This is a genomic window from Kamptonema sp. UHCC 0994, from assembly GCF_029167235.1.
In the GTDB taxonomy this organism is placed as follows: Bacteria; Cyanobacteriota; Cyanobacteriia; order Cyanobacteriales; family Microcoleaceae; genus Kamptonema.
Genome location: NZ_JARFTR010000067.1, coordinates 1 through 14,319, shown reverse-complemented (window position 1 = coordinate 14,319; position 14,319 = coordinate 1). Strand labels below are relative to the sequence as shown.

General features: G+C 44.5%; 12 protein-coding genes. 7 read left to right on the top strand and 5 right to left on the bottom strand.

The window, feature by feature from the left end; all coding sequences use genetic code 11:
* Window positions 1-316: 316 nt before the first annotated feature.
* Complete coding sequence (sds, locus tag PY364_RS06845) at window positions 317-1,288, top strand: solanesyl diphosphate synthase (protein WP_275521485.1); 972 nt, start codon at window positions 317-319, stop codon at window positions 1,286-1,288.
* 153 nt (window positions 1,289-1,441) lie between these two features.
* Window positions 1,442-2,368: a trypsin-like serine protease gene (locus PY364_RS06840; RefSeq protein ID WP_275521484.1), complete on the top strand. Its 927-nt coding sequence runs from the start codon at window positions 1,442-1,444 to the stop codon at window positions 2,366-2,368.
* 266 nt (window positions 2,369-2,634) lie between these two features.
* Here the strand turns inward: PY364_RS06840 and PY364_RS06835 are convergent, their stop codons facing one another.
* Window positions 2,635-3,714, bottom strand: a complete 1,080-nt coding sequence (locus tag PY364_RS06835) for a PIN/TRAM domain-containing protein (RefSeq protein WP_275521483.1) — start codon at window positions 3,712-3,714, stop codon at window positions 2,635-2,637.
* A 145-nt stretch (window positions 3,715-3,859) separates the two neighbouring features.
* Between PY364_RS06835 and hemW the strand changes: the two genes are divergently transcribed.
* From hemW to PY364_RS06820, 3 genes are all read left to right on the top strand, one after another.
* The gene (gene hemW, locus PY364_RS06830) at window positions 3,860-5,164 is read left to right on the top strand and encodes a radical SAM family heme chaperone HemW (RefSeq protein WP_275521482.1); all 1,305 of its coding nucleotides are present in this window, start codon (window positions 3,860-3,862) and stop codon (window positions 5,162-5,164) included.
* Between the two features lie 228 nt (window positions 5,165-5,392).
* Window positions 5,393-5,662, top strand: a complete 270-nt coding sequence (locus PY364_RS06825; RefSeq protein WP_275521481.1) for a hypothetical protein — start codon at window positions 5,393-5,395, stop codon at window positions 5,660-5,662.
* Between the two features lie 94 nt (window positions 5,663-5,756).
* Window positions 5,757-6,032, top strand: a complete 276-nt coding sequence (locus tag PY364_RS06820) for a DUF1830 domain-containing protein (RefSeq protein WP_275521480.1) — start codon at window positions 5,757-5,759, stop codon at window positions 6,030-6,032.
* 144 nt (window positions 6,033-6,176) lie between these two features.
* Here PY364_RS06820 and PY364_RS06815 read toward each other — a convergent pair whose 3' ends face one another.
* Both PY364_RS06815 and PY364_RS06810 read right to left on the bottom strand, forming a co-directional pair.
* Window positions 6,177-7,385 (bottom strand): aminotransferase class V-fold PLP-dependent enzyme, encoded by a 1,209-nt coding sequence (locus PY364_RS06815; protein WP_275521479.1) that lies wholly within the window; start codon window positions 7,383-7,385, stop codon window positions 6,177-6,179.
* Entirely contained in the window at window positions 7,363-7,974 is a 612-nt protein-coding gene (locus PY364_RS06810) for a molybdenum cofactor guanylyltransferase (protein WP_275521477.1), read from the bottom strand. Before PY364_RS06810 ends, PY364_RS06815 begins: the two co-directional genes overlap by 23 nt.
* A 74-nt stretch (window positions 7,975-8,048) precedes the next feature.
* On the opposite strand from PY364_RS06810, the gene PY364_RS06805 reads away from it, so the two are divergent.
* Window positions 8,049-8,192 (top strand): hypothetical protein, encoded by a 144-nt coding sequence (locus PY364_RS06805; RefSeq protein ID WP_275521476.1) that lies wholly within the window; start codon window positions 8,049-8,051, stop codon window positions 8,190-8,192.
* Here PY364_RS06805 and PY364_RS06800 read toward each other — a convergent pair.
* Together PY364_RS06800 and PY364_RS06795 are read right to left on the bottom strand one after the other, a co-directional pair.
* A complete protein-coding gene (locus tag PY364_RS06800; protein ID WP_275521475.1) occupies window positions 8,173-9,237 on the bottom strand; it encodes an anthranilate phosphoribosyltransferase family protein in 1,065 nt (354 codons plus the stop codon). The two genes, PY364_RS06805 and PY364_RS06800, sit on opposite strands and share 20 nt — an antisense overlap.
* A gap of 219 nt (window positions 9,238-9,456) precedes the next feature.
* The gene (locus tag PY364_RS06795) at window positions 9,457-10,467 is read right to left on the bottom strand and encodes a LysR family transcriptional regulator (protein WP_275521474.1); all 1,011 of its coding nucleotides are present in this window, start codon (window positions 10,465-10,467) and stop codon (window positions 9,457-9,459) included.
* Window positions 10,468-10,780: 313 nt separating this feature from the next.
* Here PY364_RS06795 and PY364_RS06790 point away from each other — a divergent pair, with 313 nt between their 5' ends.
* A complete protein-coding gene (locus PY364_RS06790) occupies window positions 10,781-13,843 on the top strand; it encodes a PAS domain S-box protein (RefSeq protein WP_275521473.1) in 3,063 nt (1,020 codons plus the stop codon).
* The last annotated feature ends 476 nt before the right edge of the window (window positions 13,844-14,319 follow it).

Below are 14,319 nucleotides of genomic sequence, written 5' to 3'. Positions count from 1 at the left end.
TGGAATTGTTTAAATCCTTAATAATTAATATAACACAACATTTGCTATTTTGAGACTGTTTTAAGGAAGATACTTAATAATTTGATACAATCTGGGGAAATTGTCTGAGCTGTGGGCAGCGATTCAGTTTTAGTCTTGAACTCTGGGCAGCTTATTGGCAATAAACTTAAGGTTATTGAAAATGAATACTAGCAGGGGAGTGATTGTTTTTGAGGACAAAGTAGGTATATTTTCCTTCCATAAGGCAGAGGCATAGCTTAAAATAAAGCTATGATATGTAAAATTTTGTAACCTAAACGCTTGAGCCGCCGTATCCATGACTTCTCGCACTCTCCTATTTTCCCCAGTTGAAGAAGACCTGCGGCTGTTGACAGAAAACTTAAAACAGCTAGTAGGGGCGCGTCACCCTATCTTGTATGCAGCCGCAGAACACTTGTTCGGCGCGAAAGGAAAGCGGGTGAGGCCGGCAATTGTGCTGCTGATTTCGCGAACAACAATGCCCAATGAGGAAATCTCTCCTAAACACCGCCGACTCGCTGAAATCACGGAAATGATTCACACAGCTAGTTTAGTTCACGATGACGTAGTGGACGATTCCGACGTGCGCCGGGGTATCCCGACGGTGCACAGTTACTTTGGCAACCGAGTGGCGGTGTTGGCGGGAGATTTTCTGTTTGCTCAATCTTCGTGGTATTTGGCTAATCTGGACAATCTGGAGGTGGTGAAACTGCTTTCAGAGGTGATTATGGATTTGGCTGAGGGCGAAATTCAGCAAGGATTAAATGGATTTGATACCAGTTTGTCGATTGAGGCTTATTTGGAAAAAAGTTATTATAAGACAGCTTCTTTGATTGCTAATAGTTCTAAGGCGGCTGGCTGCTTGAGCGGTGTGTCTGCACAGTTGGCTGATGATTTGTACAATTATGGGCGCGATATTGGGTTGGCGTTCCAGATTGTGGATGATATCTTGGATTTCACTGGTTCGACGGAGACTTTGGGTAAGCCTGCGGGTTCCGATCTTAAGAGTGGAAATTTGACGGCTCCGGTGCTATTTGCTTTAGAGGAAAAGCCTTATTTGGAAGCATTGATCGAGCGGGAGTTTGCCCAAGAAGGGGATATTGAGCAGGCGATCGCGCTGGTGAAGGATAGTAAGGGTATTGAGCGATCGCGCGAATTGGCCGCACATCACGCACAGGCGGCGGTTGTGCGTTTGGCGGGGTTGCCACAGTCGGAGTCGAAGCAGGCTTTAATTGACTTGGCTGATTATGTTTTGAGTCGGCTTTATTAGGTGCGATCGCGCAGTTTTAGGGAAGATGATCGAATAGTGATTTACATCTTCCTTAAAAGGGTTATCACTCTAAATGATTCTAATGGTTAGATTATCGTAAAACCACAACTGTCAGAGGCTCAAATAAAATTTATGGTTTCAGAGTAACTGACCATGCTAAAAAAAATCTTTTTCATATCAATTTTAACTCTATTTATAATCCTATCAACAGCAGACATTAGCCGCTCAATTATTAGTGCTTTCTCTACTAGCCCCTCACATAAACCTCTTTCCCTAAATCAATATACGGGTGTCGTATACCTTGATAATGTTGAGTGTAGCGGCTCCCTCCTAACAGGAGGATTATACATTCTCACAGCCGCCCACTGTCTCAATGAAGGCGGAACTAAGGTTCCCGCAGATACCGAAATCAATGCGATATTTAAATTGCCCAGAGGCGAAGTTAGCATCCCCATTGCCAACTATTTTATCCATCCAGGTTGGACTGGTTACGAATCAGAAGTTGGTAATGATGTTGCTGTCTTAAAGCTGGAAAGAAAAGCACCAAAATCTGCGGAACAATACGATCTTTATAGAGATACAGATGAAATTGGTAAAGTGTTTACTAAGGTTGGCTATGGATATATTGGTGTAGGATCTAAGGGACAAGATGAAGATTCTAACTCGGAGGGTAAAAGATATGCGGGACAGAATCGCTATGAGGCGTTAATTGATATTTTGAAGGATTCAAAAGTTACGGATTTTTCTGAGTTAGTTTTGGGGAGTCAATTACTTTTTGATTTCGATGATGGAACTGCGAAACATGATACTTTGGGTAAGCATTTTCCAAAGTTAGCAGATCGCGGTTTAGGAAAGAATGAAACTGCTACAGGTAGCGGAGATTCTGGCGGGCCTTGTTTTATTAATGGGAAAATTGCTGGTATTAGTTCTTGGGGTTATAGCGATCGCGGTTTTTTCAAGACAAATATTGGAGATATTGATAGCATTGATGATAATGGTAGTTTTGGCGAGATTTCCGGCGACACGCGGGTATCTTTTTATGCTAATTGGATTGACAAAATTACGCAATCTAGTCGCTAATTTACTGTCATTGCGAGGCACGAAGCAATCTAAAATGTCATTGCGAGGCACGAAGCAATCTAAAATGTCATTGCGGGGCACGAAGCAATCTAATCTGCAACCAGTATATTAATCATTTAAGAGGGCTAAAGCCCAACTACGTACCTCTAAGGCATATAAAAAACTACTGCCCAGATTCATCATATCGAACTCGATAGAGAATGGGGGCAGCGTCGGAACAGATATCGCAATATTTAACTCTAATTGCTCTAGCCATTCTCTCATAATTAAGCAGTTACTGACTCTTGGGTACGGGCAAAAATCATCCTACCCGCAGAAGTTTGTAGGGCACTGGTAACGACTACTCTAACTTCGCCACCGACATGGCTGCTGCCAGCTTCCACTACTACCATCGTACCATCTTCTAAGTAGCCAATTCCCTGAGATGGTTCTTTACCTTCTTTGCGGATTTTGATCTCGATGGTATCTCCAGGCAAATAACTTGGACGTAATGCCTGAGTCAGATCGTTGATATTCAAAACCACAACTTTCTGCACAGTTGCAACTTTAGACAAATTGTAATCATTAGTCAACAAAGTGCCGTTAATATCTTGGGCAAAACGAACTAATTTAGCATCTACTGTTGCCAAATCTTCATAGTCAGCAGAGTGAATTTGAATGCGATCTGGATAAGTTTCCTTCATGCTGTTAAGAATATCCAGGCCCCGCCTTCCTCGCGCCCGCTTTTGATCGTTAGCAGCATCAGCTATTAGTTGCAATTCTTGCAAAACAAACTGCGGTACTAAGATTTGACCTTCTAAAAAACCAGTTTCCAGTAAGTTTTCAATTCTGCCATCGATGATACAGCTAGTATCTAAAACTTTGGTAGGTGCTGGTTTAAAAGTGCCTTCTGCTACTAATACTGTATCTAAACTGTTGGGATTGATCAGGCGTAAGAAACCTCTGCCGTGAGTGTCGGCTAAGTTGACTCCGGTAAAGCCGAAAATGACGCTACCGAGCACTGCGACTAGAGGTTTGATGAAACCGAACTCGCGGGGGATTGGTAGTAAGAAAAGCGGTGCTAGCATTAAGTTAGCAACGAGAAGTCCGACGATTAAACCGATGGCGCGAGTCAGCAATACTTCAACAGGCATATCGCGAACTTGCTTTTCTAAGCGCCGATAGGTGGTTTGACCGATTAATCCGAAGACGAAGCCGATTAATGTGCCAAAAGCACCCAATACCGATCTCAAGCCTTCGATGTTGGTGACTTGCACTAGGATGTTGGGTGGTAGCAGATCGACTCCGTAGAAGCCTATGCCTGCTCCTGCGATTATGAATGAAATAATTATGATTGCATCAAGCATTGTTTTAGACGAATAATTTTGCCGATCTTATTATATCTTTCAAGTGATGGTATTATTTTTACATGGATTTGGTACGGAAATCCCAACTTAATTATTAATAAAGATTTTATTAAGAATATAGATTTCAAATCACAGGTATGATGCAATGAGTTTGACTGTAAGTCTGGCGCAATCGGAAGTTAAGACAGATGGGCAATTTGCCTACAATATTCCTAGTTCGGCATATCTACACATTCCTTTTTGCCGCCGTCGCTGTTTTTATTGCGATTTCCCGGTTTCAGTGGTGGGGGATACCTACGGTGGGCGGAATCCACGTAAAAATAGCGATGATTCAGGGACGATTCAGGAATATGTTGCGGCTTTGTGTCAGGAAATTTCCATAACTGCGGGGTTTTGTCAATCTTTGCGGACGGTTTTTTTTGGTGGGGGTACGCCTTCGCTGTTGTCAGTTAGTCAGTTAGGCCGGATTTTGGAGACTCTCGATCGCAAATTTGGGATTGCTGCGGAGGCGGAAATTTCGATGGAAATTGACCCTGGTACCTTTAGTTTAGAGCAGTTGCAGGGATATAAGGCGGCGGGGGTAAATCGGGTGAGTTTGGGGGTACAAGCTTTTCAGGATGAGTTGTTGCGGGTTTGCGGGCGATCGCACCGCGTTGCTGATATCTATGAGGCGGTGGATTTGGTTCAAAAAGCGGAAATTGCTAATTTCAGTTTAGACCTGATTTCTGGTCTGCCGCACCAAAGTTTAGAACAGTGGCAACTTTCTCTCTCGGCGGCGGTTGCCATTGCTCCAGCTCACTTATCTTGTTATGATTTAGTTGTAGAGCCTGTAACGGCTTTTGGGCGTTACTTTCAATCGGGAATTGAGCCTTTACCAGCGGATGAAACGGCGGCCCAAATGTATCGCTTAGCACAGCAAATTTTAACTGAAGCTGGCTACGAACATTATGAGATTTCTAATTATGCTCGACCTGGTTATCAGTGCCGCCATAATCGGGTTTATTGGGAAAATCGTCCTTATTATGGTTTTGGGATGGGGGCGGCGAGTTATTTGCAGGGAGTGCGGTTGACGCGATCGCGCACTAGGAAGGACTATTATCAGTGGGTGGAGGATTTGATATCGGCAAAAGTTGCTGAAAGTCCGATGAACTCCAATGATGTTTTGTTGGAAACGGTAATGCTTGGTTTGCGTTTGACTGAGGGGTTGAGTGTGGATGCGATCGCGCAAAAATTTGGAGAAAATACCCTCGATCGGATCTGGAGTTGTTTACAGCCTTATTTTCGCCAAGGATGGGTAGAAATTACGGGGACTGATGGTTTACTCTTGGATCTGGGAAATAGTCAGAAACTACCGCAATTCGGCAATCTGAGGTTAAGCGATCCTGAAGGATTTTTGTTTTCCAACACGATTTTAGCGACTCTTTTTAGTAAGTTGGGTGAGGATAAATAACTATCTTGCAAGGAATAGGAACCGATCCTATCTTTAAGCTGAGCAGATTTTGGAAACTAGGTAAAAATACGGCATTTTTTATCGATCCCTGTACTGTTAGCATTAAAGTTGATATAATTTTCATTGATCCCTAGAGGTATGCTTTTTACCAGCCAACTGAATCTTTAGATAGACGTAATGGAAATACCCGGCTGTCATAGTTGAGAAGACGCTCAGGAAAGCTTTGTAATGAACGCTCTGACTCTCGAACGTAATGACGGCCGCACCAACTCTGACCCTGCGATGGGGGTACGGGCCAAGGAATGTCCCTCTAGGTGTGCTCTTTGTGCTCATTACCAACTTCACGGGAGGCGGGGCGGTAATTGCCAATTGCTAAATGTAACAGTTCAAGGGGAGTGGAAAGCCTGTTCTCTAGCGCTACCAGCGTTTACACCTTTTTACAAGGACAGTGGATTGATGAGGCGATCGCCTGCCGAAGTTCTAAAATTAATCAAATGAACGCCTAGGCGATTTTACTGTAACTTGTTCTCGGCTATAATTAGCTGAGTAGGTTTGCTGATTAGTTGCACATTTTGAATAGAAACTTAAGGATATGACTTTAACTCTCGATCGGCTACCTTCTGATCTCTCTGGACGAATTCTTTGCTGGTATATCAATGATACTAGCACAATGCAGATTGCTCGAATTGCGAATATTGCTAATTGGTATTTTGAGCGGACGGTTTTTCCTGGTGAACGTTTATTGTTTGAAGCGTTACCAGAGGCGGAGTTGGAAATTTGGCAAAGTGTTGAGACGGGTGCAGTTGCTTTTGATAAATTTTTGTGCGATGAGTTGCGGGTTGAGGAAGAAACTGACTCTGTGGTGTAGAATTAACTGGATTTTAGTGAATGGGGGCGATCGGTCTTTTTTTGAGAGAGCGATCGCTCTTCACCCGACCCTGGAGATGGTTTTTTAATTGATTGTACGATGAATGCAGGTGCATTCGCTCAATCAATATATCATTTATGCCCTTTATCTCTTCCTTACTAACAACTCAACCAAGGCCTCAGCCAAATATTCATACTGCGACAAAGTATTATAAATCTGAGCCGAAATCCTCACTAACCGCTTCCCCGCATCCGGCCAAGGCATCACCGGAACCTCTATTTTAAACTTCTCCCACAACTCATTTTGAATCGGCGAAAGCTCTCCCTTTTTAACAACATCAGCATCTCCATCTGGCAAAGCAATAACGGCCATCGAACCAATCATTTCATCAGGACAAGGCAGCGATAACCCCAATCTTTCCACCAAAATTTTCCTACCCGCCAACGCCATTAAATGATTTTTCTCCCTCAATTCCTCCCATGCACCTATTAGCAAAGAACCCATAAACTCAATAGCCACAGGCACGCATAAATAGGCACTCGGATCGTCCGTTCCCATCCAGTCAAATTCTAATTGAAAACGCGACTTATCAGTGCGAGGAGAATTAGCACCATGACTGATAACCGCAGGTCGAATTTCCTCTTGCTTATCTGGCCTCACATACAAAAAACCCGCACCCTTTGGTGCAGATAACCATTTATGACAATTTCCAGTATAATAAGCAGAGTCAATCTCATGCAAATTCAGCGCTAACATTCCCGGTGCGTGTGCTCCGTCAACTAATGTATCAACACCGCAATTAGCCAACTCTTTTACTAACTGCTGAATGGGAAAAACTAAACCAGTTTGACTTACCACATGGTCTAACAAAGCTAACCGAGTCTTTGGCGTAACACACTTCATTATTGCTTCAATAACTTGCTCAGGCGACTCAATAGGAAATGGGACTTGTGCTACTACTATTTTAGCACCAGTGCGATCGGCTACAAAATCAAGTACATTTCGACAAGCATTATATTCCTGATTTGTTGTTAGTAACTCGTCATTGGAAGAGAAAGAAAGAGAACGCAAAACCGCATTTACCCCTGTTGTCGCATTTGGGACAAATACTAATTCCTCGGCATTAGCACCAACAAACTCAGCTAATTTAATACGAGCATTATCTAAAAGTGGCTCAAATTCCCGCATCATAAAACGTAAAGGTTCCCGTTCTAACTGCTGCCGAAACTGTGTTTGTGCAGCCAAGACAGGAATCGGACAAGCACCAAAAGCGCCGTGATTGAGAAAAGTAATATCTCGCTCCAATAACCAATATTCAGAAATAGATTTATCAGGATTCATAGAACTTTTCATTATATTTTAATTTCTCAAATTCATCTGGCGTGTTACAATTCCAGAGCATTGTTGATGCTCGTTCCTCTAAAGAAAGAGGTATTGCATCAATTTCCCTTAACCAATTTTGAAACGATCGCCCTCCTTTGTCAATAAAATTCCGCAATTCTGGCAAAGCTTGTTTACGATAAAATCCACAGAAAGGTTCCCATCTTGAGTTTTGGTATGGTACAACTGCTAAAATATAATCAGGTACTTGATTTAACCGATCGATCCAATCCTGAAGAATATCCATTTTTAATAAAGGTAAATCGCAAGCCAAAAGTAATATCCATTCAGCCGAAATTTGAGCTAATCCCTCAGACAAAGCAACTAACGGCCCGCTACCATGACTAGATTCTAACAGAAATTTATAATCTCCAGTTAAATTTTCTTGATAGCGATCGCGCCAAGGTGTGAGAATATAAATCTGGGAAGTTAGAGAAGTTGCAACTTCGTATACTTGTTGTAAAAATGGTTTTCCATTTATTAATAATAGTGCCTTATCTTTTCCCATCCGCGAACTTTGACCACCAGCAAGAATAAGAACAGCAATTTGGTTATTAGTCATGTTTTAAAATATTAATTAGGATTTACTAGCTGGTATTATAAAAACTGGGATTGCTTCACTACGTTCGCAATGACATGATTAAGATTGTTCGCAATGACATGATTAAGATTGTTCGCAATGACATGATTAAGATTGTTCGCAATGACATGATTAAGATTGTTTGCAATGACATAATTAAGATTGTTCGCAATGACATGATTAAGATTGTAATGACATAATTAGGATTGCAATATCCTTAAGTTTATCACCAACCTTACCACTCATTAATAAACTTTCAGCTTTACCTAAACCAGAATTCATATCCGGGCAAATTCCGCACCGCCATAGGTAAAAAGCGCCATTCCAAAGAGTAGATTGCATTAATTCCGAGGGTTCACCACGCAAAACTGACTGCATCTGTGCTATCAACTCCGAAGTAGAATCTAGAGGAGGATTTTTATTACTAAAACCGTAATCTCCGTGAGCTAAAAGTAATCTTTCAAAAGGTCGATCTGGTTGAGAAATGCCGATAATTGCAGTCCGATCTCGCGGTAAATCGCAGCTACCTTCTAATCCTTTAACTGTTGTAAAATTATTGGTTTTCCGCAATTTAAAAGCATCTTGGAACATTGTTTCTGTAGGTGGATGTACGTAGCCACAAACAATATGAGCATCCCCTAAATATGGACACCACATTAATTCCATTGTGGCAAAAGGCGGTCGTTTTCCAATTTCACGGCGGTATAGAACTAGACTATCAGCTTGAGGAAAGTGTGTGCAAAGATAGATAAAACCTAAGCCAGTTCGATCGAATATTTCTTGGACTTGTAAAAGAGATAGTTTTGTCCAGTTAATGCCTAAACCTTGCCAAATGTCAATCAAAGGAACGCCTTCTTTTGTAGGCATTGTATTACCACCGTGCATAATCGCAGGAGCGCCCGCTGATGCTAAAATTAGAGCAGTTAAAGGAGATATTGGTGCTGTACGCGATCGCCCATCATAAGGTACTCCGAAAACTGTCGGAGGTATGTGAGCAAAATTACCTGATTCTATGGGTTTTAGCTTTGGCCCTAATTCGTCATAAGCGTCAAGCATTCCCGCCAATTCTTCACCAGTTGGCCGCTTAATGCGATGAGAAATCATAAAGGCTCCGATTTGGGCCGGTGTTGCTTCTGCTAACAGCATCATTCTCGTTGCTTCTGCTGCTTCAGAGCGAGTTAAATTTTCTCCGGTATGCACTCCACTACCGATTTTTCGCACTAATTCCCGAAATTTGTCACTCATATTAATTTTGTTAGTTGTTAGTTGTTAGTTGTTAGTTGTTAGTTGTTAGTTGTTGATTGTTGGTTGTTGATTGTTGGTTGTTGGTTGTTAGACACAGTTAAACGTAGGGTGGGCGCTCGCCGCCTCAATTCTGTAACTCATAGCCTAATATAGTTATCGGCGAGCGCCCACCTTACAAGCTATTACCAATTACCAATTACCAATTACCAATTAACCAGTTTAAAGTCTAATATTTAATGTCTCCGGTTGCTCATTTACCCAAGATTTCCCTATATTAATAACAGACAATTGGGGTGATATTAATTCGCGTACCAGCCGCCAGAAGTGTTGAATAGGAGGGATCTGCATTCTATCGTGAGTAGTAACTAAAACAACTTGGCGGCTCCAAATTGGATCGGCGATCGCCTCCGTAATCGCAGAAACCTTAGAATTAGACTGGGAAGGTGCGATCGCGCGAACTGCTAGAGTAGGATCGGTACGAGCCTCCATCAACGCCGACTGTGGCAATAGAGCAATCAATTCACCCTGACGCACCACACCCCGAAAAGCATCCAGCGTATTCAACTCCAAAACTGCATTCAGAGTCGAACCCATCCGGGCAAACTGCTCTTGTACCAAGCGTTGCATCCCGTAGCCGTCCTTAAAAACTACTTGCGGGTAGCGGCTCAACTCCAACCAAGGAATCCGTTCGTATTGTATCAGCGGGTGGTTAGCCGCCATCAACACCTCAATCGGCTCATTGTAGAGCACCTCCACCAGCATTTCCGGGCCTTGAGTAAAAAAGCGATTATTCATCACGATCGCCACATCAACCATCCCATCTTTTAACACCTTCAGAGCGCGATCGCTACCCAAAGCCGTCACCCGCAACTGCACATCTGGATACTCCCGGCAAAACCTTTGCAGCACCGGCGGTAGATAAGAAGCACAAATCGAATGAATCGCCGCCACACAAAGTTCCGGCTGCTTCCCCGCCAACAAATCAGCTAATTCTTCCGTAGCATTCTGCCAAGTTAGACAGATTTTACGAGCATGGGGCAAAAGCCTTTCCCCCCCCAGAGTCAGCTTAGCCTGAGTAGTACGGTGAAACAAAGGCATTCCCAGCTCAGCTTCTAGAACCTGCACCTGACGGCTAATAGTAGATTGGGTAACGCCGCACTTACGGGCAGCCTGCTGAAAGCTCCCAGTTTCAGCAACAGAAAGAAATGCTTGCAGTTGCTCTAGGCGCATTGAGGTTTAACTTTATAAATTGAATTTTATTGCTCTGAATGACCTTAACCGATTTGTTCAAGCAATTTAGTACACTTTGATACAGCAGAAGGCAGGAGCCAGGAAGCAGGAGCCAGGAGCCAGGAAGCAAGAGGCAGGAGGTAGAACCTTGAATTCAAAGTTTTGCAGAAACCAGAAAGCAAAAGTCAGAAGGTAGAACCTTCAATTCAAAGTTCTGCATTCCGAAGGTCGTCGAAATGTTGAATATTTGCAACACTAGAAACTAGGGACAGGAACCGACAACGACTGACTAAACTGCAAAGGACAAGGCGAAATGTTGGAATCTATTAATAATATGCTCTTTAATCAAAATTTTATACCGCACGGTCACTGTTACCTCTGGCAGCGAGAGCTAGTAGGGCTGCACCTGCTGAGTGACTTATTAATTGCCCTAGCCTATTATTCAATTCCCGCCTTGCTCGTGTACTTCGTTTACAAACGGCGCGACGTACCTTTTAGTTGGATATTCCTACTGTTTGGAGCCTTTATTATCTCCTGCGGCACCACCCACATCATGGAAGTCTGGACGCTGTGGCATCCGACTTACTGGCTATCCGGCGCAATCAAAGCCATTACCGCCCTAGTTTCCCTGTACACAGCAGCCGAACTGATACCATTAATACCCAAAGCCCTTGCCCTGCCTTCACCCGCACAACTAGAAGCAGCAAACCTAGCCCTCACCGCTGAAATTGCTGAGCGCCAGCGAGCCGAAGCCGCCCTACACAAGGCGAATGTAGAACTCGAAAGCCGTGTCGAAGCACGTACCGCCGAACTTAGAGAAAGTAACAAACTATTGCTTAACGAAATAGCTTCAAGGCAGCAGGTAGAAGAGTCACTGCGCGAAACAGTCGAGACACTGCATAGAACATCTTCCCGATTTCGGCGCGTGATTGAGTCCAACATGATCGGGATGGGTTTTTGGGACATTGACGGTAATATTGCCGAAGCAAACGATGCCTTACTAAAATTGACGGGGTATGGGCGCGAAGACTTCGAGACTGGGGTATTAAATTGGGTAGAAATCACCCCGTTAGAATACAGACAATTAGATAAACAAGCAATTCAGGAAATCTTAGAGATTGGATACTGCAACCCTTTCGAGAAAGAATACATCCGCAAAGACGGCAGCCGCATCCCAATTTTGGTTGGTGGTGCGGCCTTTGAAGAAACTAAAGATAGTGGAGTCTTTTTTGTGATCGATCTCACTGAGCGCAAGCGAGTCGAGGAGTCGCTGCGCGATGCTCTTCAAAAACTAACTTTCCATTTTGAGAATACACCGCTAGCAGTAGTCGAGTGGGATAGCACCTTTCATCGAGTCTGTCGATGGTCGCCCGCTGCGGAGAAGATTTTTGGGTGGACTGCTGAGGAAGTTTTGAACTTGCAGCAGAAGGATTGGAACTTCGTCTTTGCTGCCGACGCAGAGGCTGTTAGCAAGAACACCGCCCAGTTAAGGGAGGGCAAGGAATCGCGGAATATTTCGCCTAACCGCAATTATACAAAAGATGGATCTGTTGTTTATTGCGAGTGGTATAACTCGGCTCTGTACGACGCAACTGGTTCATTAGTGTCTGTGCTATCTCTGGTTCTGGACGTGACGGAGCGCTATAGTTTTCTCGAAGCATTGCGCCAGTCAGAGGGGCGGTTTCGGATTGCTGCCGAGTGTGCCAGCGATTTGATTTATGAATGGGATATTAATACTGGCATTGTTCTGTGGTTCGGTCATATTGACGAACCTCTGGGATATGTTAAAGGTCAATTTCCCAGGACGAGAGAAGGTTGGATAGATTCTATTCACCCTGACGATCGCGATCGCATTTCTATGGCCGCCGAAAAACATTTACAGACCCAGGAGCCATTTTTTGAGGAGTATCGCATCCAGCAGCAAGATGGGGCGTTTCTTTACTGGATCGACCGGGGTACTGTGGTGCGAGATAATTTCGGCAAAGCTTATAAGTGGATTGGGGTGACAAGCGATATTAGCGATCGCAAGCAAGCAGAGCAAGGAGCTCATTTTCTCACCGAGGCGATCGCCGTGCTAGCCTCATCATTAAATTACGAAGCAACGCTACAACGCTTGGCAGATTTGGCAGTACCGCAACTAGCAGATTGGTGCTGCGTACATTTACTGGAAACCGACGGAGCCATTCGTTTGGTGGCAGTTGCTCACCCAGAGTCTGAAAAAGTGGAGTTAATGTGGGAGATCGAGAAACGTCGGCCCACTGTGACCGAGGCGCGGCACGGAGTAGCGAAGGTGCTGCGGACGGGGGAATCAAAAATATATGCCGATCTTCCTGACGCGCTGCTAGAAGCGGTTGCTCCCGATCCTGCGGCCCTCTCTTTGTTGCGCGAGTACGATACCTTGTCAGCGATGTGTGTCCCGCTGATCGCGCACGGGCGTAAGCTAGGAGTGATTTCTCTGCTGTCTGCGGAGTCTGGTCGGCGCTATGGACGTAGTGACATGGATTTAGCAGAACGTCTAGCTCATCACGCCGCGATCGCGATCGACAATGCACGGCTTTATTGGGAAGCTCAGGAAGCTAACCGCATCAAGGACGAATTTTTGGCAACGCTTTCCCACGAATTACGGACACCGTTAAATGCAATTTTGGGTTGGGCGCAAATATTACAGCAAAAAAAGCTGACTCAGGAAAAAACGGATATCGCCCTAGAAACAATTGAACGCAATGCTCGTTTGCAGGTTCAAATGATCGAAGACCTCCTCGATGTTTCTCGCATTTTAGCAGGTAAGATTTCCCTGAAGTTGCGGCCTGTTGAACTGCTAGGAATCATTGAAGCAGGACTTAACACGCTGCGCCCTATGGCTGAAGCGAAGGGAGTTCAACTTTTGAGCTTCTGCGACGAAGGAGTAGGCCTAATTTTCGCCGATTCTAATCGTTTGCAACAAGTAATTTGGAATCTACTCTCCAATGCCATCAAGTTTACCCCAAGTGGAGGGCGGGTAGAAGTGCGGCTGAGACTGTGGACTGGGGATAGGGGAGATAAATTTTCCTCCCTACCTTCTCCATCTCCCTCTGTTATTTCCTATGCAGAAATTCAGATTATCGATACAGGAATTGGTATCAGTCAGAAGTTTTTGCCTTATGTTTTTGAGCGGTTCCGTCAAGCTGACAGTAGCACAACAAGGTCTTACGGAGGGCTGGGACTGGGCCTCGCCATCGTCCACTATATTGTGACACTGCAAGGCGGTACAGTCCACGCTGAGAGTGCGGGAGAAGGATTGGGGGCGACTTTTACGATTAGGCTACCACTGCTCGAAAAGACTTCTGAAGAAGTTTCGAGTGTTGATATAGCAACCGCCAAGGCGGTTAGGGGCTAGGGGCTAGGGGCTAGGGACTAGGGAAGAAGGGGAAAAGAGGGGGAGATGGGGAGCAATTAGCAATTACCAATTATATCATGTCCGGTTAAATACTTGTCATTGCGAGCCAAGCGCAGCGCGTCAAGCGCAGCGCAGTTGCTCGGCGCGAAGCGTTGCTCGGCGCGAAGCGTTGCTCGGCGCGAAGCGTTGCGAGGTACGAAGCAATCTGAAGCAATCTGAAGCAATCTGAGGCTTCCGAAGCAATCTGAGGCGCGAAGCGTTGCGAGGAACGAAGCAAGCTGGATCTTGCCCGAAGCAATCACAGAGACTAGGCGATTGCTTCGCGGAGCTCGCAATGACAGATAGTAAGTAGGGCTTGCTGAAGCAGTGGTTCAAGTAAACACTGTATGGATTTTTGGACGAAGAAAGGTAGTAATGGTGCAAGAAAAACAGGTATAATCACTCAAAACCCGTGCATCACCATTTGCGATCGTGTA